Source organism: Clostridium frigoris (genome assembly GCF_018861865.1).
GTDB lineage: Bacteria > Bacillota > Clostridia > Clostridiales > Clostridiaceae > Clostridium_AD > Clostridium_AD frigoris.
Genome location: NZ_JAHLDV010000057.1, coordinates 1 through 20520, shown reverse-complemented (window position 1 = coordinate 20520; position 20520 = coordinate 1). Strand labels below are relative to the sequence as shown.

Below are 20520 nucleotides of genomic sequence, written 5' to 3'. Positions count from 1 at the left end.
TACGAACACCTCATTTATAAATTCTTATGAGGTAATTCTACACTATATTTTTGTCTGTTTGGGACATAATCAAAAATGGTATACTAGGACATTATCATAAACGGATCATATTAGTATTATAGTATTAATGCTTGACTTAATGATAAATAGAAAGTAATATAAATAACAATTAATTAAAAATGAATAAGCAATTATGACTAATTAAATAAATATATAATTCATTTTTAAGCTAAATCAATTAATTATTGTATAAATGGAGGTTAGGAACATGTTAATTTGTAATAAAGATAGAGTACAAAACAAGATTGAAACATTTGCAACATTTGGTGATGCTGGACACGGAGGTATAACAAGATTTTCTTTGTCAGAAGAAGCAATTAAGGCAAGAGCAGAATTCGTTAAGAGAATGGAGGCAGTTGGTGTTGTGACAGTTACTGATGACATGGCGAATATGTATGCAACTCTACCGGGAACAGAAGCTAATCTTCAAAGAATCGTAATGGCATCACATTGTGATTCGGTTAGAAATGGTGGTAACTACGATGGCATTCTGGGAGTTATAACAGCATTAGAAGTTGTTGAAACAATAGCTATAGAAAAAATTCCTCATAGGCATCCGATTACAGCAATGATTTGGACCAATGAAGAAGGTTCACTTTATGCACCTGCAATGATGTCTTCAGGCGTAGTTTGTGGTAAGTTTGAAAAAGATAAGATGTTAGAGTCTAAGAGTCCCAAAGGAAAGACTTTTGGTGAGGCGTTGGTGGAAAGTGGATATATAGGCGATGCTGCAAACAGACTTAATCCTAAAGATTATATGGCAATGCTAGAACTACATATTGAACAGGGCCCTGTGCTTGAGGTTGAAAAGAAGCAAATTGGCGTTGTTGAAGGCGTTGTAGGAATGATTAATTACAGAATTAGGACATATGGACAGGCGGATCATGCTGGAACTACACCAATGCCATATAGAAAAGATGCTCTATTGGCTGCAGCGTCAGTTCTTAAATATTTACATGCGGAGCTTGATAAACTTGATAGTAAACTTGTATATACAACTGGTGAGATTATTTGCCACCCATGTGTACATACGGTTATTCCTGATTTGGTTGACTTTTCATTGGATGCAAGACATCAAGATCCGGAAGTTATTAAACAAGTTGTTGAAATAATAAAGAATATGCCGAAGGTTTTTGATAAGTGTGAAGTTAAGTATCAAGAAGCATGGGCCCGTGATACAATTGAATTTAATGAAGAGTTAGTGGGTTTAGTTCAAAAGAGCGCAGATGAATACGGATATACAAGCAAAAAAATGTATAGTGGTGCAGGACATGATGCACAATACGTTGCAAGCATTATACCTACTACTATGATATTTGTTCCAAGTAAGAATGGACATAGTCACTGCGAACCTGAATTTACATCTCTTGAAGAATGCTTTAGTGGCATAAATGTAGCTTTACAGACAGTGCTTGAAATTGATAAGAAATAGGAATACTAATAATTACATGAAAAATTTTTAAAGATACTAGCGGATATATTTTAATTGGTAAAATAGTTCCAAACTTAAGTTTATTATTTGATTGTTCATGGTTTGTTGGATTTGATAAATCCTTTATGACTTATGTTATGCTAATGTCAACAAAAGAAAAAAGATAATAGGAGGGTTTTAAATGCCATTAATACAGTTTGATATGATAGAAGGAAGAACTGAGAAAGAAATTATAAAAATATTAGATGTTGCTCATATTGAGGTAGTCGAGGCTTTTAAGGTTCCAGAAGGGGATCGTTATCAAATTGTTCATCAACATCACGCTTATGAAATGATTATTAAAGATACTGGACTCGGGTTTGAACGTTCGAGTAATGTGATTGTGATTACTATTACATCCCGTCAGCGTTCAAGTGAAATGAAAGAGACTCTTTATAAAAAATTAGCTATCTCTTTAAAAAAAGAATGCAATATTGACCCGGTAGATATTATGGTTTCAATGGTCTTTAATGAAGGTGAAGATTGGAGTTTTGCTTTTGGAAGAGCACAGTTTTTAACTGGTGAACTTTAAATAATAAGAAGACAAAAGTCAGTAATGAGTACGTTAATTACTGACTTTTGTTTTGTTTAATAACTTCCCAACATATTTTTTTATGTTATAAACCACTATTACATAATATTCACATATTCTTTAGAGATTTATAAGATATTATTAGTAATAAATGGATTATAAAGAAATTAAAGGGGTGGGATAGAGTGAACTCAAAAAAGTTATTTACAATATTCTTAGTGTCTACATTATTTATTATATTAACATGTGGTACAGCTTTTGGGGCGACAACAGTGCAGAGTGGTACGAAAAGATACATAGTTAAATTTAAGACAAATAGTATTAATGAAAGCCAAACTGTAGCAAAGCACAGTGGAAAATTAAAACATCAATTTAAACATATTAATGCAGCAGTAGCTGACATGACATCGCAAAGCCTTGCAAGTTTAAAAAAAGATTCAAATGTAGCTTACGTTGAAGAAGATAAGGTTGTTAAAATGTCGTCAACTACATATACTGACTGGGGTATTAGTGATATAAATGCATCTGCTTCCTGGCAATCAGGATTAACAGGTAAAGGAGTGAAAATTGGTATTATAGATTCATGAGCAGCTGAGCATGTGGATTTAAAAGTTGCTGGTGGTACTAATGTAATAAGTGGTTCAAAGACAACATCATATTCTGATGATAATGGACATGGTACAGTTGTAACAGGAATTATTGCTGCCCAAGGATTAAATGGCGGGGTTAAAGGAGTAGCTCCGGATGCGTCAATATATGCTGTAAAAGCACTTGACTCAACAGGTAGTGGTTATACTTCAGACATAATATCTGGTATAGATTGGGCTATAGAAAATAAAATGTAAAAATTAAAGTTTAAACTAAAATGTAGAGACTAAAAAAAGTCTCTACATTTGATATAGTAGCTTCAATACCTTTTTTCGAAGTTTAATTAAGAATTAAGCATAGCACTATAAAGCCAAAATAGGTCAGTGTAGTTTCTAGGATTTTTATTTGTAATTTTATAAATTTTATTTAATCGATATCTAATGGTGTTTCTATGAATGAATAACCTATTTGATACATTGTTAAGCTCTCCATTTTCTGCTATTAAAACTTTTAAAGTTTCTCTTAATACTCCGTCATTATCATTTAAAGCTATTAATTTATAAGTTTCTTCTAATTCGTCTATTTTCCATTTTTCACTGTTTTGAGAGAATAACATCTCAGACTTTAGTGAATTAAAAATATAAATATTAAAGCTCGGGTATATCTTTTCACCAAATAAAAGTGTATCTTTAGCAATACTATAAGATTTATACATGTCATTTAAATTGTAATATGTTTTTCCAACTGATATCTTTACAGTAATCCCTATTTGAGTACATATCTTCTCATTGATTTCCTTTATTTTTTCATTATAATCTTCAATTTCATTATTAACATGCAGACACTTATGTAAGACTACAATGGTTTGTGAATTAATTATGGTTACTAGTGATTCCATATATGTCACTTCTAATAGGCTTACTATTATATTTAATATATTTAAATCAATTTTGTCAGAATTATCTTTAAAATTCACTTCAATTATAAATATAAACATAGGGTAATTGTATGGAATTTCAAATCCCTTAATATGTTTTTTTAATAAAGAAAGGGAATCTTGTTTATTATATATAAGGGCTAGCATAACCTCTTGCTTCATTCTCTTGTTACTTTCTAGTTCTGTTAATACATGTTCTTGTTCAATCATCATTTCTGCTGTCATTTTAATTAATTTACCATAACCTAAAACATCGCTGGGTTTTCCTGTAATACCGATTACTCCAATTACTCTATTTTGAAATTCGATAACTAGGTTAGTTCCAGAATGAACACCATTTAAGTCCTCACTTCCATGCTCACTAACACTAAATTCTGAATTTCTTTTAAGTGCTATTATTGCTCCTTCATGTATATCTCCAACTCTGTTCATATCTCCGGATGCAATAATAATGCCTAATGTATTGGTTATAATTATATTATAATTAACAGCGCTCATAGTCCTTTCAACAATATTTTTAGCTAATTTGCTACTTAAGATTTCCATTAAGTACATCTCCTTTTTATATAAAAATAGATACTATAAATAAAATCATTGATGTGCATATAGACAAAATTAACGTTTAATGTTTGTACAATTAGATATTGATTATTAAATGAAAAAGCATGATAATATATATATAACGTTAAGTAATCTTTTGATTTTACTATAAAAAGCATTATTATTATAACAATTATATGAATTATAATAAGGGTGAATAAGGTTAATTATATTTTAATATTGTTAAAATTGATATAGTGAATTTGTGTAAACGCATAATTAGTACATATAATAATTTTTAAAATAGCAAATAAGTAAATTAAATTTAATGTTTAATTAAGGAGTGATAAATTTTGGTTGGTGATAAATTATTTTATAAAACTTTATTCAAAGGCATATTTTCTAATCCATTTGAAATTAAGTTTTGGGATGGGATTGTAGAAAAATTTGGTGAGGGTGAAAGTGAGTTTCAAATTATTTTTAATGAGAAGGTACCAAAGGGCGATGTTTTAAATGACCCGTCTATAACGCTTGGAGAAGCATATATGACAAAAAAATTAGAAATAAAGGGTAATGTACAATTTGTTATAGAGTCCATATACAATAACAAAGAAAGTTTTCTAAATAAAAGTGAAAACTATCAAAAACTTATAAAAAAATTTACAAGTAGTATAAAAAGAAGTAAGGATAACATACAGTTTCATTATGATATTGGAAATGATTTTTACAAATTATGGCTTGATGATTCTATGAATTATTCTTGTGGATATTTTAAAAATGATACTGATACTTTAGACGAAGCTCAAAACAATAAAATAAATCATATTTTAACAAAACTAGATTTAAAAGAAGGACAAACTTTACTCGATATAGGATGTGGATGGGGAGAACTTATAATTAGGGCAGCTAAACAATATAAGGTAAAGGCTGTTGGGGTTACTTTAAGTTTGGAACAACTACAAAAGGCTAATGAAAGAATAAAAGCTGAGGGACTAGAAGATTTAGTAGAAGTTAAGCTTCAAGATTACAGAGAAATAAAGAATATGAGTTTTGATAGAATTGTTAGTATAGGGATGCTTGAACATGTAGGACTTGAAAATTTATCTGAATATTTTCATATAGTAAATGACTTATTAAAAGATAAAGGACTTTCTTTAATTCATTGTATAACAGCAGTAAATGAAGGTGGTAATAATACATGGATAGATAAATACATTTTTCCAGGTGGACACGTACCTGCAATTAAAACTATTATTTCAGATATAGCAGAACTAGAACTTGAATTAATTGATGTAGAAAGTCTTAGAAGGCATTATGGAAAGACTCTCGAACATTGGGCTGAAAATTTTGAAAATGCCCTTCCTGTAATAGAAAAGACTAAGGACGAGATATTTATAAGAATGTGGAGATTATATTTGAATTCTTGTGCTGCATCATTTAATTGTGGTAATATTAATGTTCATCAAATATTATTTGCCAAAGGTGTAAATAATGATTTACCTTTGACTAGAGATTATATGACTAAATAAAATACTAAAGGCAACTAATAGTTGCCTTTTTTTGATTGTTATTATTTGAATTTATAATATATAGCTTAATAATAACATTATATTAAGAGCAGCTACTATGAGCCCAATAATCCAAAGAGTAATTTTATCAAATCTAGTGTTAGCATATTTGCCCATAACTTTTTTAGAAGAAGTTAGATATATCTGAAGGAATATAGTTATAGGAAGTTGTATACTTAAGAACATTTGTGAGTAGATGAGTCCTTTAAAGGGCTGTGATATAAAAAATATAGCTATTGTAGCACCAACTAAAGTAATTCCTATACCTAGTTTTGTATGAATATCATGAATATCATATGGTTCCCCAAATATTCCTGCAAAAATACTACCACCAGCCATACCAGCAGTAACTGACGAAGATATTCCGGCAAAGAGTAGCGCTAAAGCAAAGACTACTGATGCTGTGCTTCCAAGTAATGGCGTCAGCATTTGCTGAGCCTGATTAAGCTCTGTAACTTGAACCTTTTGCGCAAAGAAAGTAGCTGCGGCAATAAGTATCATAGCACTATTTATAGCCCAACCTACCATCATTGAAAAAAAAGTATCCAAAAATTCATATTTGAGTTGTTTTTTTATTACACTCTCATCTTTTAAATTCCATTGACGACTTTGTATTATTTCTGAATGAAGAAATAGATTATGGGGCATTACAACTGCGCCTAGAACACTCATTATTATTGGAATAGATCCCTTAGGAAAAGAAGGTTTAACCCAGCTTATCATAGCTTTTCCCCATTCGATATGTACAAGGCTTAATTCGAATATAAAAGATATTCCTATTATAGAAACAAAACCAATAATCCATCTTTCTAGTTTTTTATAAGAATTTGTAAAAAGCATCCATAAAATCAAACCTAATACTAAAACCGTTCCGAGCTTTATAGGTATACCAAATAACATATTTAAAGCAATAGCACCACCTAAAAGTTCTGCAAGGGCAGTAGATACTGCAGCTAGAACAGCTGAACCAAGCACCAGTTTGTTTAGTCTTGGTTTTAATGCGGCAGTAGAGGCTTCTGATATGCAACTACCTGTAACAATCCCAAGATGGGCAGCATTATGCTGAAGAACAATAAGCATAATAGTTGAAAGGGTTACCATCCAAAGTAGAGTATATCCAAAATTAGCACCAGCAGAAACGTTTGCTGCCCAATTTCCGGGGTCTATAAATCCTACGGTTACTAGTAACCCAGGTCCAATGTATTTAAAAAAATCTAATGCCATAAGTTTGGGCTTATGGTTTTTTTTTGATAATATCTTATTAAATGGAAAATTCACTATATCACATCCGTCCTTTTTGTTGTATAATATATATTATAAAGTAATTATTATTTAAAGCAACATTAAATAGTAAAATTACATTTATATATAAAATAAAAACTGAATTATTTTTTAAAAGAAATTATTTATGTTAATTAAGACGGAGGTTATTTAGATTAGAAATTCAACAAAACATTCAATAGTTATAGGTTCTGCATTATTTGCAATGTTCTTCGGTGCAGGAAACCTAATTTTCCCACCAGCATTAGGAAGGGCGGCTGGAGATTCAATTTTATCTTCAATTTTAGGCTTCCTTATTACAGGTGTTGGTATTCCTATATGTGCTATAATTGCCTGTGCTAAAATCAATGGTGATTTTAAAAAAATGGCAGATAGAGTAGGCCCAATGTTCTCTATAATAGTCTCTATAGCCTTAGTTCTTATTATAGGTCCTTTATTCGCAATTCCAAGAACCGCTGCAACAACTTTCGAACTGGGAATACATCCTTTATTTCCATCAATTGGACAAAAAATATCAATTATAGCGTTTTTGCAATAGTACTTGCGTTTGCGCTTAAACCTTCTTCAATAATTGATAAGATAGGCAAAGTACTTACACCAGCGCTTTTATTAATGCTAGCTATAATTATAGTTAAAGGAATAATAGAGCCTATTGGACCAATTATAACTACATCTTACGAAGGTGCATTCTCAAAAGCATTAATAGAAGGATATCAGACAATGGACGCTATGACTGGTGTTATATTTTCATCAATAATTATTTCGTCTATTAGAGCAAAAGGTTATAAAAGTCCAAAAGATATAATGAGGATAACTTTGAAATCAGCTTTAGTGTCTTTAATCGGTTTATCTTTTGTGTATACTGGACTTATGTACCTTGGAACCCAAACAACTACCTTGTTTTCACAAAGTATATCTAGAACTAGTTTGGTTACAGAAATTGTTAGATTAGACCTAGGTAGTATTGGTAGTGTTATACTTAGTTTATGTGTTACTCTTGCATGCTTAACTACTTCTATAGGAATCCTTTCAGCTGGATCAAAATTCTTTGCTAAGCTTTTTAATGGTAAATTATCTTATGAAAGCATTGCTATTGGAATTGCTTTAGTAAGTGGAGTAATGGCTACAAAAGATGTTGATAGTTTAGTTAAATTGGCAAATCCGGTTTTGACAATAATATATCCAATTGTTATTGTTTTAATAGTTACTACTTTACTTGGTGATATAGTAAAAAATAATAAAGTAGTTACTATAACTACTTATACAGTTTTAATAGTAAGTGTTTTAAATACTATAATTGGTTTAACAGCAAATAGCAGTGAATTTTTTAAATATGTTCCTCTAGCTAGTGTAGGATTTGCATGGGTTATACCAGCTATAATTGCTTTTGTAATTTCTAATAGATTAGTTAAATCAAATCAAGAAAATAAATCAGTTATGCCAAATTTAAATCAGGAATTGTAAGAACTATAAAATTCAAAATAAAAATTACTTAAATGGCTAAAGTCCTAAAACTTATGGGGCCAAGGCCGTTTGCTTTTTTGTTTATAAATTAATAACAACTTATGATGGGGAAAGGTGGGAAAAGTGAAAGTTAAATCATTTAAAATTAATTTAATAACTTTTGCTATTTTGTTTGCTGTGGCGGCAGGGATAGTAGTTAATGTTAAAATGAAAAATAATAATGTTACTTCAATAAGCAATAAAGCGGTAGTAAATGATTATAAAAGTGGAGCAATCAAAAATCAACAATTGCAAGAATATGCAACTAAAAAACATGCAGATTTAGAAAATAAATGGAAGATAGGGTATGACCAATTCTTTGCAGGTAAATATGTGAAAGCCATTGAAACGGAAAATCAAGTTTTAAAAGAAGATTCTAAATTTTATAAAGCATATGCTGTAAAAGGAATTGCATTAGCTTATAATGGAAATTTTAAGACTGGTATGCAGCAGATTGATAATTCCTTAAAATTAAAACCTAATTATGGATACGCAAGATTTAATAAAGCACTAGCTTATGAACTATTCGGGTATTATACTAAGGCTATTACATGGTACAAAAAAGATTTGGAGGTTGAAAAATTTGAATGGAGTTATTATGGTATAGCCAGTATTTATGGAAGAAAAGGTGATATTAATAATACTGTAAAGTATTTAAAGCTAGGTATTGCTATTAATCCAAATATTAAAAATGAAGCAAAAAATGAAAAAGATTTTGATAATGTAAAAAAGTATAAACAATTTAAGCAATTAATATGGGAATAGAATCTTTTTGGTACTATTCAAAAAAATATTTGTGGGGTATAATAAATCAGTAAAATAATAAGCATACCTTAAGAATATTTATTGTGAATATTAGTTTAGAAGGAGTAGGAATAAAGTGTTTTAAAGATGCAAAAAATAAAAAAAGAGGGTGAAAGTATGAAAAATGATATAAATAAAAACATGGAAATGATGAAAAAAGTTATTGAAGAAAAAAAAGCAAAATCTTCTATGCAAAAAAATAATAGGCGAGCATCAATCCATGGAACACAAAGTCCATCATCAGGTAATGGGGGAGGTTTAGTTGGAAAAAATAACAGGGGACAATAAATTCCCTTGTTATTTTTTTGCTTATTTCTTTTCCTTAATAAATTCATTATAATTTTTTATAGCTTTTTTACAGTACACTTAATATAGGCGATCGTGGTTGTTTTCAGCAGCTTCTGCAATCGCTTTAGTTTCATGAACTGTACCCTTTGGGTGCTGAGGTGGTGCATAAATAGAGTACAATTTAAGTGGCTTTTTACCTGTATTTATTAGATTGTGCCATTTTCCAGCAGGTATAATGAATGCAAAGTCATCATAGACTTTTTCTTGAAAATATAACATATCTTTTCTATCGCCCATTTTAACAAGCCCTTGACCTTCTTCAATACGTATAAATTGATCAAGGTTTGGGTGAACTTCTAAACCTATGTCTTCACCAACATTGATGCTCATCAAGGTAAGTTGTAAATGGGTTCCTGTCCATAAAGCTGTACGAAAATTGTTATTTTGTACAGTAGCTTTCTCAATATTAATTACAAACGGTTCTGGTCCATAATCATTCAACTTAAGTAAACTATCATTCTCAACTTCATTAGCAAATGGAGCATACTGATTAGAAAACTGTTTGGGAAAATTTGAATCATACATTTGTGGGATAATGAAATAAGGGCGTGGGTACATACTATAAATATTATACATGTTGTTTAAATTATGACTTGGTGTATTAACATAATAAGGGCATGGATACATTTTATTCATACAGATCATTCCTTTCATAGGTCTATAAAATATATAATATGCTATATGTTTAGAAAATGTGTAGTCTCTTATTTGTGAATCTCAATAGAAATAGATAAGGATTTAAATTAGATGATGGATTGCGTTCAAATCTACCAGTACAAAAAGTATTACAAAACAATTACAATATTACTACATGCAATATTTCGAAGCTCTATTATGATATAATCATAACTGATAATATGGAAATCGGAATGTTTTAAAATATTAATTGTAAGTAAGAGGTGAAATTATGAAAAAAAAAGTGCTCATTGTAGAAGATGAAGAATCTATCAGAGGGTTCATTAAAATTAACTTTCAAAGAAACAACTTTTTAGTAATTGAAGCTGTATCCGGAGAAGAAGGTTTAGAAAAGGTCCATCAAGAGAAACCAGATTTAATAATTTTAGATATAACACTTCCTGGTATGGATGGATTTAAAACTTGTGAATTATTAAGAAATGATTTTCCGAATTTGGGTATTATCATGCTTACCGCTAGGGGACAAGATATGGATAAAATCATGGGACTTGAGTACGGTGCTGATGATTATATGGTAAAACCATTTAATCCTTTAGAACTTATTGCTAGAGCGAATTCTCTACTTAGACGAATAAATCATAGCAGTGAAGATAAAAATCCTGAGAAATTAATTTCTGGGTGTTTTACTATAGATACTGTTTCGATGAAGGTATATAAAACTAAACAACTTTTAGATTTAACTCCTAAAGAATACTTAATTTTGAAGACCTTTATGGAAAATGAGGAAAAAGCTTTTAGCAGAGATGATTTATTAAACTTAGTATGGAATTATGAATACTTTGGAGACTCTAAAATTGTAGATGTTAATATAAGGCGTCTTAGAGAAAAAATTGAAAATGCCCCTTCTAAGCCAGAGTATATAGAAACAGTCTGGGGAGTTGGATATAGATGGAAAAAGAGGTGATATATTGAGGGGTATAAAAGCTAGACTTGTTTGGAGTTATCTATTAGTGATTGTTTTCACTGTAATTACCTTAGAAGTTTTTCTTACTGTTTCTTTAGAAAAATATTACTATCAAAATATGGAAACATTACTTTCAAAACAAATTAAGGGATCTGTTGATTTTTATAATAATTATTTTTCCTCGTCTAGTTTAAAGGAAAATGTGGAGAATAATGACGATATTTTTTGGAAAAATACCTCTGCAGAGGTCCAAATTATTGATAAGTCAGGAATGATGCTAATGGATTCAATTGGCAATTTTAATGAAAAACATATCGAAGATGATGATGTGAAAAAAGCATTGAAAGGTGAACTTGGAACATTTACTAAGAAAGATAAGTCTACAAATGAAAATTTTATGTATGTTTCTTACCCCTTAAGATCATCTAATAAAATAGAGGGGGTATTACGTTTCGTTACTTCCTTATCTGAGGTAGATGCACTTATTCATAAAATAATAATTCTTTTCTTAGGAGTTGGAACTCTTGTAATTGTTATTTCTGGTGTTTCTAGTATATTTATCTCTAATACTATTGTGGGACCATTAGATGAAGTAAATACTCTAGCTAAAAAATTTGCATCTGGAGACTTTAATGAAAGACTTGAAAAAAGACGGAATGATGAATTTGGGGAACTATCGGATACATTTAATTTTATGGCAGAAGAAATTCAAAAAAGTCAGAAGGTGAAAAATGAATTTATTGCGTCTGTTTCCCATGAACTTAGAACTCCTCTGACATCTATAAAAGGTTGGGCTGCGACTATTAGGTCTGGTAGTTTAGAAGATAAGGAAGAAATTCTAGTTGGACTTAACATCATAGAAAAGGAAAGTGATAGGCTTACAGTAATGGTGGAAGAATTGTTAGATTTTTCTAAATTCATATCTGGAAAAGTGCCACTTAAAAAAGAATATATAAATATTCAAAGCGTTATAGCCTACATAGAAAAACAATTTATGCCTAAGTCAATACGTCATAATATTAATTTTACTTGTAAAACACAAGAGAATTTAGTTCCAGTTTTTGCGGATGAGAAAAGGTTAAATCAAGTTATTGGTAACATTTTAGATAATGCTTTTAATTTTACAAAAGAAGGAGGTAAAGTAACACTCGAAGCATGTAGTGACGGTAATAATATTTGCATTATTGTGAAGGATAATGGAATAGGAATTCCACAGTCGGATTTGCCTAAAGTAACAGAAAAATTTTTCAAAGGTAGAACAAGTATGTCACAAAATGGAATTGGGCTTTCTCTTTGCAAGGAAATTATAGAAATGCACAATGGTAAACTTGAGATTTCAAGCGAATACGGTATGGGTACAGATGTTAAAATATTTTTACCTTTGACATAAAAACAATAAAATTTAAATATATAAGAGGTGACTCCTAGTGAAAAAAGTATTATGTTTATTTATTATTATATTTTCTATTATACTTTTTATATGGAGTCAATATGCAGGATTAACTTTAAGCTCTCAAGGATTACATAAGAAACTTACTGTATCGCCTATACAGGGAAGCTGGATAGTAGAAAAATATGTTTCTACTGGTCTAACTACAATAGATGATAAAAAAGCAAAACAATTACTCGAAAAGGTTGCTTATTTTAAGGGAGGTAATGTTGAGTTTAATGGTAATATATCTAAGGATGTTAAATATAAAGTTAAGTCCGTTAATACTAAAAGTTATTTTTGGAATAGTATAAAAATAAGTGCTAAAAGTTTAGGAATACAAAATACTAATGTACAAATTATTACGATTAATTCTAATGAGATTTTTTTTGATGAGTACATAAAGCTTAATGAGTCAACCTTGATAAAAAACTATGATGGTATTTTGTTATATTTCCATAAAGTAAAAGATTCTTGTGTTACTCATTCCTATAATAAAGATAACAACATAAAAGTTTTAATCAGCAAGGCAGAAAAAGAAATAAGATCTAAGTCAGGATTATTACTTGGACTGAGGTATGAAAATCCTAAAGGAGAAATTGGGCTGAGTAAATATTCATATAGAACCTTATGGATTAGTTCTGTAGATGATAAAATTCTTTCTATTGAGCAGACTAAAGATTTGCTACTTCCCAGGCAAAACGGATTTTGGAAGGTAGGCGTAAGTACGAAAATGGAAAATGAAGATACTAAGGATACACTTTGGTCTTATCCAATTAATTCAGTTAATCCTACTAAACCCATAAATGCCAAACAAATAAAGTATACAAAAACAGAAGGTAGTATAGCTATTAAATTTGTAGGTGGTAATTATGTTTCTACTGATATTGTGCAGAATGTAAATAATAATGATTTAGAAAAGAAGTCCTCTAATAGTAAGCTTAAAATATTTCCAATGGATAATCTAATGGGAGAATCCATAAAACTTACAAGTATACTTGGAAGAGAAACTGCAAAATCTAATTTGTCAGGGATATTTTTAAACATACCTAAAAATGCCCAAGATGAAAAGCTTGAAAAAGTGGATAATAATTGGGGTGTAATAAGAAGAAGCGGTCGATGGATACTAAGAGGGAGAATGTCGCAAATAAAGAGTAAGCATTCATTTATAGATTTTGATATTCCTTATGCTACACCTAAATCTTTAACTACATATGATAATTTATTTCCATCTTTTAACGTAATAAAAACAAAGGTTCCAAGTGCAGTAGATGCTTATTCATCTCCTAATAGAGATTTTGTTGTTGTTCTAACTAATACTAAATTAATGGTATTTACTATAAAAGGATATAACCTAGGAGAAAATTCACTAACTTTGAAGCTTAAAGCAGGAGAAATGCCAGTAATGTCACAGTGGGCTACGGGTAGTTACGTGGATGAGTGGCAAAAAAAAGTAAAATAAGTAGTAACGCGAAACGCGTTACTACTTATTTTATTGTTCTGAATTCATATCCTTGATCTTTTAAATATTGTATAATTTGAGGCAACACATTAGCAGTTTGCACTTTACCATAAGTATCATGCATCAATATAATTACTTTCGATTTTGTTCCAACCTCTTCTTTTAATATGCTAAATAACTCTGCTGGACCTTTATTGCGCTTACCTGATGCATCTTTAATTTCAACATTCCAATCTATACTGATTAAATTTTCTTTTTTTAACTTTGCATCAAATTCTGGTAAATTAGAATCATTATAGTATAATCTTGACATATATCCTCCTGGCACTCTTAAAATCCTTGTGGTAAAATCCTGACCAAGAACATTTTTTAAAACATCATCGTTTTTTTTCACATCTTTCATGAAAATGGGTACATTAACTTGGTTGTTAGGGAATAACATATTATTTCTATTATGAGCATAAGTATGATTGCCTATTGCATGTCCTTCATTAAACTCACGTTTTACAAGTTCTTTACTTTTTTTATTTATTTCTATATTTTCTCCAAGCAAAAAGAATGTTGCTTTAACGTTATTTTCTTTTAGAATATCTAATATTTGGGGGGTTACAGTAGTAGATGGACCATCGTCAAAGGTAAGAAAAGCTATTTTATGATTGTCATTTTTCGCTTTGTAATTTAATATGGCACTTACTTTTGCAGCATCATAAATATACTTTTCTCCTTCTTTATTTACGGTGTGATTTTTTGATAAAGTGGTAACGGTAGCAGTAGCTGGTACAATTACTGGTTCAGCGTTAACTTCTTCTTTAGTAAAATTTTTACTTATTATGATTGTGCCTATTAAAATTATAAAAATACAACTAGATATTAAATTTATTTTTAAAGTTCTTTTATTAATTTTCTTCTTTTTATTCATATTAACCACTCCATTAACTAGTATTTATAATTGTACTGTATATACTATGACCATATATAGTGAAATGTCATTGTACATTTTTTTGTTTCTGATATAATATTGCTTTTAAAATATGTTTTTTAATTTAATTTCCCCCCAATAATTTTAAATGTTAAACAAAGTTGGATAAATTTATAAGATTTATAACAATACAATTAAATTACATAAAAACCAACTATATGACAATATTTTGCTTTGAATACTATCCCATAAATCCCTCTATTCAGCTATACACTTATAATACTACTTATTATAATCTAAGAGATTACAAAATCATTACAATTTCATTACATATTACCTTAAAATTTTATTTTTTCATGCAATTGCAGTTTTTTCTATGAGATAAGAAAACTTGATGTATTTTTTATTGAAAATATAAAGTCATTTTACATATATATTAAAAATATTAAAGTATATGTAATGAAATGAAAAATTTTATGTATTAACATATGAGATTATTCGGACGAGTAAAAAACAAGGAAAGCCAGTACAAGGAGTTACATAGGAAAATCACAACGAGTTATACACAGCAAAAGGTGGAAAAATTGCTAATATACAAGTTGGTAAAATAATAACTTTAGAACAGAATCAATAAAGTAATCTTTTTAAGTAAGGTTGTATTGTAAACGTTTTAGGTATACGATAAAACTATACATTTTATATTAATATTTCCAAGTATGGTTGATGAAGTAAAACGTATTGGAGAGGTTTAAGAGTATATAACAAGCTATTAGTGAAAGGGGATAATTTCATGAATAAAATTATGAGTTTAGATGAAGTGATGGAAAAGGTTCACGATGGAGCGACAATTATGTTTGGTGGATTTCTAGGGGGTGGAGCACCGCTTAAAGCAATTGATAAATTGGTAGAAAAAGGTGTTAAGGATTTAACCATAATATCAGTAGTTAATGCCTATCCAGGTCAAGATTTTGATATTGCCAGGCTTTACAAAAACAAGCAAGTCAAAAAATTAATTACCGCTCATTCCGGTACATGCCAGCTTTCACTAGAACAATTTAAGAATGGAGATATTGAAATTGAATACTTTCCAATGGGTAGTCTTGTTGAAAAAATTAGGGCCGCTGGTTCTGGATTAGGTGGAGTTCTTACGCCTACAGGTGTAGGTACATTAGTTGAAGAAGGTAAACAAAAACTTATAATAGAGGGCAAAATGTATTTAATTGAATTGCCACTGAAGGCTGATTTTGCATTTATTAAAGGTTATAAAGGTGATAGATTAGGAAATATTCAATATCGTGGCTTAGCCATTAATACCAATCCAATTATGGCAATGGGTGCAGACTATACAGTAGCAGAAGTTAATGAAATAGTTGATGTTGGTGGTATTGAACCTGAATGCGTAGGTACACCAAGTGTATTTGTACAGGCAGTTGTACAAGGATATTCATTTGATGAGCATAAACAAGTATATACTGATTTGTGGGTTGGTTCTAAGCAATTAAAATAATTGATTATTTATAAATCAAAGGAGGTAATAAGTATGGAAGCAAGAGAAATAATTGCTCGCAGGGCAGCTAAGGAACTAAGTAATGATCAAGTGGTGAATTTAGGGTTTGGAATGCCTACAGCAGTTGCCAATTATTTAGAGGAAGGTGTTGAGGTAATATTACAATCAGAAAATGGATGCTTAATGTTTGGTCCTACGCCAAAACTCGGCAAGGAAGATCCGGATGTTGCAAACTCTGGTGGTCAACCAATTAGCTTATTACCTGGAGCTGCAGTTTTTGATTTGGCTACATCATTTTGTATTATTCGTGGAGGTCATGTTGATGCCACAGTACTCGAAGCACTTGAAGTAGACCAAGAAGGAAATATTGCAAACTGGGCTATGCCACTTGCACCAGGAAAATTTGCACCAGGTATGGGTGGGGCAATGGATTTAGTAAATGGGGCTCGCAAAGTTATTGCTACATTGAAGCATTCTAGTAAGAGTGGATCTAAGATATTAAAAAAATGTATTCTTCCAATTACGGGGAAGGGAGTAGTTGATATTATCGTTACTGAGAAAGCAGTATTCGAAGTGACGCCTACTGGGCTTGTACTTACTGAAATGTTTGAAGGTCTAACTGTTGATGACATTCGTAACATTACCGAGGCTGATTTTACAGTTTCTGATAAGGTAACAGTATATAGGTTATAGGTTTTTGTTTTTTAATTTTAGGATAGTAACTGTTGAAGTAGAAGATTTAGAGTGTTCTGACCGAAAAAAAGCATTATCTTCATTTTTTACGATGGTAGCGCTAGATAAAAAAGGAAAAACCAGTTTACTACCGAACCTTATTTTAAATACCCTTAAAGAAATAGTTGCATTCGATGAGGGTAAAAAAGATATGAATAGTATAAAGCAAAAGGAAAACAAAGAACAGATGACATGAGCGATAAGCAAGCTAGTCATTAATTGAATGTTTAACATCGCAAGTAAAAGGTCTCTTAAAATAGAAAATAATTCTATTTTAAGAGACCTTTTTGTCCTTTTAGGGTAGAAACTGATTGTTCATCTACGTAAGACTTACTATAAACTTCTAGGTGTATTGTTTACTTAAATGACTAAAGCTTATATTTTTGACTCTTTTATAATTGCTGTGAGTACCTTGGCAGATTCGATAAGCTGATTTTTTTCATCTTCATTGAGGTTAACTTGTAATATTTTCTTTACTCCTTCTCTACCTAAAATTGTTGGCACTCCCATATAAACTTCATCTATTCCGTATTCTCCTTTTAGTAGAGATGATACTGTAAGAATAGAGTTTTCATTATTTAATATTGCTTCAACTATCCTTTTTACTGCTAGAGCGACAGCATAATAGGTTGCACCTTTTTTTTCAAGGACTCTATATCCTGCTCTTTTTACGTCATTATGTATAGTAGACTTCATATCTTCATCGCATTTTTTAGAGCTAAGACTACAATACTCATCAACATTCATACCTGCAATATTAGTTAAACTCCAAGTAGCAATTTCTGAATCTCCATGTTCACCCATTATATAGGTATGAATATTCCTAGCATCAACTTCAAAACGTTGACTAAGAAGGTACTTAAGTCTTGAAGTATCAAGAACCGTACCTGAGCCAATTACTCTATTACTTGGAAAGCCTGAAAGTTTATAAGCTATATAAGTCAATATATCCACAGGGTTGGATACTATCACTAATATAGAATCAGGGCTGTATTTTACAACCTCTGGGATTATACTTTGGAATACTTTAAAATTATTTGCAATACAATTAAGTCTTGTTTCTCCTGGTTTAAGACTAATTCCTGCTGTGATAATTACTATATCAGAGTCTTTTGTATCAGAATATTCTCCCGAAGTTATATCTATAGGTTTTACGAAGGAAGCACCATGTGATAAATCCATTGCCTCGCCTTCGGCTTTTTCCTTATTTATATCTACAATTACAATTTCAGATGCAAGTCCACTAGTCATTAGAGCAAATGCTGTAGTAGAACCTACAAAACCTGCTCCAATTATTGATATTTTATTTCCTTTTGTCCTCATTTAAAAACGTCCCTTCGTTAGTTAGTATATAAATATTATATGCTAATTAAAAATTATTATCAATAATCTTAATAAATACTGTGAATTCTATTTACTCTTCTGTTTATGTATAAATAATAACATTTAAGGACGTTACGGTTGAAGTGTAACGTCACAAAATATTATGAAAGTATTATGAATCTATAACTAATTGACTAAATAAAATATTATTAATTCAATTATCTGCTAAATGGCTTTACAAAATCATTCTCTTTCTGTATAATTCATAATCACTAACATAATTACCTAATTTTATATTTAGAACTAATAATTTCAATATAAGTCTAGTTCTAATTTATAAATATGATTTTTATGTTTGTAATATAGTTTTAAAATTATAAGGAGATGACTAAAGTGGAAACTTCCCAAACCACTGTAATTGTGGCAGAAAATAAGAAATCAGTAAGAGAAATGGCTAATAAGGTAGCAGCAGGCATTGCAAATGCAGTACTTGTTATGCTTGGAATTGGACTTCTTTGTGAAACTTTAGGAAAATTTATGCATTGGCAAGCATTTATTGGAATAGGAACGATTGCAAAATCGATGCTTGCACCTGCCCTTGGAGCTGGAGTTGCCTATCAGCTTAAGGGAAACACTTGTTATATTTAGTGCTATGATTGCGGCTACAGTTGGAGCTAATGCAGTCCACTTTACTACTCTTTGACTTACTTTTGTATCTGGACAACCCATCAGTGCAGTAATAGCAGCCATTATAGCTGTATATGTAGGAAAAAAAGTAGCTGGAAAAACAAAACTAGATATGATGGCCATACCATTTTGCGCAGTTGTAGTTGGGGGTGTTGCAGGCCTTGGTCTTGCAGCGGTAGTAACGCCAGCACTTAATTGGCTTAGCGCTCAAATTGCATATACAATAAACATATCTCCATTAATTGGATCAGCATTAGTATTTCTTAGTTGGAGTACTTTATTAATGACACCTGCATCTTCTGTAGCAATTGCAATTGCACTTAAACTTGACCCTGTATCAAGTGGAGCAGCACTTATAGGATGCACTATCCAGTTTGTGGGCTTTACAATAATGTCTTTTAAAGAAAATGATTCTGGAGCTAATATAGCACAAGGACTGGTAACGCCAAAAATACAATTTCCTAATGTTATAAAAAATCCGAGACTGTTAATACCACCATTTATTGCCGCAATTATATGTGCACCTATAGCAACAGTTTTATTTAAATTTACTACTACATATGAACTTGCAGGGCTTGGACTTAATTCATTAATTGCACCCCTTAATATTTTGGCAACAAGAGGTGTAAAAGGAATTTTAATTTATATATTTACTGGTATAATTTTACCTTCAGCTATAATAATGCCTATTTATATTGCAATGAAAAAATCAGGACTTATAAAAACTGGAGATATGCATATGAAAATACAATAAATATTAATATTATAAATTTACTTAACAAAAGGATAAGTAGCCTATATTTTTTGATAAAAGGAAGTTCATTTATTATGAACTTACTTTTAATATTATTAATTTTTAATTAATTTTTAATTAATAATAAATATTACATAATATTTCAAACTAGGTTATATTGTATACCTTTTAGGTATACAATTAACCTATTATAGTTTAAGTATACATTTAAAAGAAAGATTTCTAAGTATGGTTGATGAAGTAAAACAGGGTGGGTAGATATATTCTAGAGTTAAAAAAGAATTGGATGAGACACCTGAGTTTTGAGCCGTATTAATTAAAAGGAGGTATATGTATGTATTGTGTTAGAAATATAACTGAGGAATGCAGATGCTTTTGGATCTTTCGGATCATTGGATGGTAAGATTTTTAATGACGAGATGAACTTTGACCGCGACTTACTTGATGATGCTAGAAGGTATTATACAAACATTGT

The 20520-nt window shown here is 30.3% G+C and carries 20 protein-coding genes and 2 pseudogenes; 17 read left to right on the top strand and 5 right to left on the bottom strand.

From position 1 onward, the window contains the following. Positions 1–268 precede the first annotated feature (268 nt). The 4 genes from KPL37_RS16555 to KPL37_RS19910 all read left to right on the top strand — a co-directional run bounded on the left by KPL37_RS16555 (position 269) and on the right by KPL37_RS19910 (position 2908). Positions 269–1492, top strand: coding sequence for a Zn-dependent hydrolase (locus tag KPL37_RS16555; protein WP_216151118.1), 1224 nt, complete (start codon positions 269–271; stop codon positions 1490–1492). 181 nt (positions 1493–1673) lie between these two features. Continuing rightward, entirely contained in the window at positions 1674–2063 is a 390-nt protein-coding gene (locus tag KPL37_RS16550) for a tautomerase family protein (protein WP_216151116.1), read from the top strand. A 185-nt stretch (positions 2064–2248) separates the two neighbouring features. Beyond that, a complete protein-coding gene (locus tag KPL37_RS19915; protein ID WP_343216298.1) occupies positions 2249–2650 on the top strand; it encodes a protease inhibitor I9 family protein in 402 nt (133 codons plus the stop codon). A gap of 12 nt (positions 2651–2662) precedes the next feature. Further along, positions 2663–2908 (top strand): S8 family serine peptidase, encoded by a 246-nt coding sequence (locus tag KPL37_RS19910; RefSeq protein WP_343216297.1) that lies wholly within the window; start codon positions 2663–2665, stop codon positions 2906–2908. 86 nt (positions 2909–2994) lie between these two features. On the opposite strand, the gene KPL37_RS16540 is transcribed toward KPL37_RS19910, so the two are convergent. Then, a complete protein-coding gene (locus KPL37_RS16540) occupies positions 2995–4134 on the bottom strand; it encodes a sugar diacid recognition domain-containing protein (RefSeq protein WP_216151114.1) in 1140 nt (379 codons plus the stop codon). A gap of 347 nt (positions 4135–4481) precedes the next feature. On the opposite strand from KPL37_RS16540, the gene KPL37_RS16535 reads away from it, so the two are divergent. Beyond that, on the top strand, positions 4482–5657 hold the full coding sequence (locus tag KPL37_RS16535) for an SAM-dependent methyltransferase (RefSeq protein WP_216151112.1): 1176 nt from the start codon (positions 4482–4484) through the stop codon (positions 5655–5657). Positions 5658–5708: 51 nt separating this feature from the next. On the opposite strand, the gene KPL37_RS16530 is transcribed toward KPL37_RS16535, so the two are convergent. Beyond that, positions 5709–6920, bottom strand: a complete 1212-nt coding sequence (locus tag KPL37_RS16530) for an Nramp family divalent metal transporter (RefSeq protein WP_216151124.1) — start codon at positions 6918–6920, stop codon at positions 5709–5711. A 262-nt stretch (positions 6921–7182) separates the two neighbouring features. Between KPL37_RS16530 and brnQ the strand changes: the two are divergent. The 3 genes and pseudogenes from brnQ (at position 7183) to KPL37_RS16515 (ending at position 9572) form a co-directional block, all read left to right on the top strand. Continuing rightward, positions 7183–8441 (top strand): annotated as a pseudogene (brnQ, locus tag KPL37_RS16525) (branched-chain amino acid transport system II carrier protein). 123 nt (positions 8442–8564) lie between these two features. Beyond that, entirely contained in the window at positions 8565–9245 is a 681-nt protein-coding gene (locus KPL37_RS20335) for a tetratricopeptide repeat protein (protein ID WP_216151110.1), read from the top strand. Between the two features lie 126 nt (positions 9246–9371). Beyond that, positions 9372–9572, top strand: a complete 201-nt coding sequence (locus KPL37_RS16515; RefSeq protein ID WP_216151126.1) for a hypothetical protein — start codon at positions 9372–9374, stop codon at positions 9570–9572. 78 nt (positions 9573–9650) lie between these two features. On the opposite strand, the gene KPL37_RS16510 is transcribed toward KPL37_RS16515, so the two are convergent. Then, on the bottom strand, positions 9651–10277 hold the full coding sequence (locus KPL37_RS16510; protein WP_343216299.1) for a cupin domain-containing protein: 627 nt from the start codon (positions 10275–10277) through the stop codon (positions 9651–9653). A 262-nt stretch (positions 10278–10539) separates the two neighbouring features. Between KPL37_RS16510 and KPL37_RS16505 the strand changes: the two genes are divergently transcribed. Genes KPL37_RS16505 through KPL37_RS16495 form a run of 3 tightly spaced genes read left to right on the top strand, consistent with a single transcriptional unit; the run spans position 10540 to position 14123 of the window. After that, complete coding sequence (locus tag KPL37_RS16505) at positions 10540–11232, top strand: response regulator transcription factor (RefSeq protein WP_216151109.1); 693 nt, start codon at positions 10540–10542, stop codon at positions 11230–11232. Positions 11233–11236: 4 nt separating this feature from the next. Then, positions 11237–12622 (top strand): sensor histidine kinase, encoded by a 1386-nt coding sequence (locus KPL37_RS16500; RefSeq protein ID WP_216151108.1) that lies wholly within the window; start codon positions 11237–11239, stop codon positions 12620–12622. A gap of 37 nt (positions 12623–12659) precedes the next feature. After that, complete coding sequence (locus KPL37_RS16495; RefSeq protein WP_216151107.1) at positions 12660–14123, top strand: hypothetical protein; 1464 nt, start codon at positions 12660–12662, stop codon at positions 14121–14123. Between the two features lie 25 nt (positions 14124–14148). Here KPL37_RS16495 and KPL37_RS16490 read toward each other — a convergent pair whose 3' ends face one another. Continuing rightward, positions 14149–15042 (bottom strand): polysaccharide deacetylase family protein, encoded by an 894-nt coding sequence (locus tag KPL37_RS16490; RefSeq protein ID WP_216151106.1) that lies wholly within the window; start codon positions 15040–15042, stop codon positions 14149–14151. A 790-nt stretch (positions 15043–15832) separates the two neighbouring features. Here KPL37_RS16490 and KPL37_RS16485 point away from each other — a divergent pair. Genes KPL37_RS16485 through KPL37_RS16475 form a run of 3 tightly spaced genes read left to right on the top strand, consistent with a single transcriptional unit; the run spans position 15833 to position 17477 of the window. Next, a complete protein-coding gene (locus KPL37_RS16485) occupies positions 15833–16549 on the top strand; it encodes a CoA transferase subunit A (protein ID WP_216151105.1) in 717 nt (238 codons plus the stop codon). Positions 16550–16582: 33 nt separating this feature from the next. Further along, a complete protein-coding gene (locus KPL37_RS16480) occupies positions 16583–17242 on the top strand; it encodes a 3-oxoacid CoA-transferase subunit B (RefSeq protein WP_216151104.1) in 660 nt (219 codons plus the stop codon). Between the two features lie 4 nt (positions 17243–17246). Next, the gene (locus tag KPL37_RS16475) at positions 17247–17477 is read left to right on the top strand and encodes a hypothetical protein (RefSeq protein ID WP_216151103.1); all 231 of its coding nucleotides are present in this window, start codon (positions 17247–17249) and stop codon (positions 17475–17477) included. Between the two features lie 179 nt (positions 17478–17656). Here the strand turns inward: KPL37_RS16475 and KPL37_RS16470 are convergent, their stop codons facing one another. Next, positions 17657–18604 (bottom strand): L-lactate dehydrogenase, encoded by a 948-nt coding sequence (locus KPL37_RS16470; RefSeq protein ID WP_216151102.1) that lies wholly within the window; start codon positions 18602–18604, stop codon positions 17657–17659. 393 nt (positions 18605–18997) lie between these two features. Here KPL37_RS16470 and KPL37_RS20330 point away from each other — a divergent pair, with 393 nt between their 5' ends. The 3 genes and pseudogenes from KPL37_RS20330 to KPL37_RS16455 all read left to right on the top strand — a co-directional run. Continuing rightward, positions 18998–19252: a PTS sugar transporter subunit IIC gene (locus KPL37_RS20330; RefSeq protein WP_216151101.1), complete on the top strand. Its 255-nt coding sequence runs from the start codon at positions 18998–19000 to the stop codon at positions 19250–19252. 79 nt (positions 19253–19331) lie between these two features. After that, positions 19332–20045 carry a PTS sugar transporter subunit IIC gene (locus KPL37_RS16460; RefSeq protein WP_216151120.1) on the top strand — a complete coding sequence of 238 codons (714 nt, stop codon included), beginning with the start codon at positions 19332–19334 and terminating at the stop codon, positions 20043–20045. A gap of 356 nt (positions 20046–20401) precedes the next feature. Beyond that, positions 20402–20520 (top strand): annotated as a pseudogene (locus KPL37_RS16455) (FprA family A-type flavoprotein); the annotation flags it as partial.

Coding starts and splice junctions, on each gene's coding strand:
- KPL37_RS16530 (WP_216151124.1), bottom strand. CDS start 6,920: ATGGCATTAGATTTTTTTAAATACATTGGACCTGGGTTACTAGTAACC.
- KPL37_RS16470 (WP_216151102.1), bottom strand. CDS start 18,604: ATGAGGACAAAAGGAAATAAAATATCAATAATTGGAGCAGGTTTTGTA.
- KPL37_RS16515 (WP_216151126.1), top strand. CDS start 9,372: ATGCAAAAAATAAAAAAAGAGGGTGAAAGTATGAAAAATGATATAAAT.
- KPL37_RS16485 (WP_216151105.1), top strand. CDS start 15,833: ATGAATAAAATTATGAGTTTAGATGAAGTGATGGAAAAGGTTCACGAT.
- KPL37_RS16540 (WP_216151114.1), bottom strand. CDS start 4,134: ATGGAAATCTTAAGTAGCAAATTAGCTAAAAATATTGTTGAAAGGACT.
- KPL37_RS16555 (WP_216151118.1), top strand. CDS start 269: ATGTTAATTTGTAATAAAGATAGAGTACAAAACAAGATTGAAACATTT.
- KPL37_RS16550 (WP_216151116.1), top strand. CDS start 1,674: ATGCCATTAATACAGTTTGATATGATAGAAGGAAGAACTGAGAAAGAA.
- KPL37_RS16505 (WP_216151109.1), top strand. CDS start 10,540: ATGAAAAAAAAAGTGCTCATTGTAGAAGATGAAGAATCTATCAGAGGG.
- KPL37_RS16480 (WP_216151104.1), top strand. CDS start 16,583: ATGGAAGCAAGAGAAATAATTGCTCGCAGGGCAGCTAAGGAACTAAGT.
- KPL37_RS16490 (WP_216151106.1), bottom strand. CDS start 15,042: ATGAATAAAAAGAAGAAAATTAATAAAAGAACTTTAAAAATAAATTTA.
- KPL37_RS16510 (WP_343216299.1), bottom strand. CDS start 10,277: ATGATCTGTATGAATAAAATGTATCCATGCCCTTATTATGTTAATACA.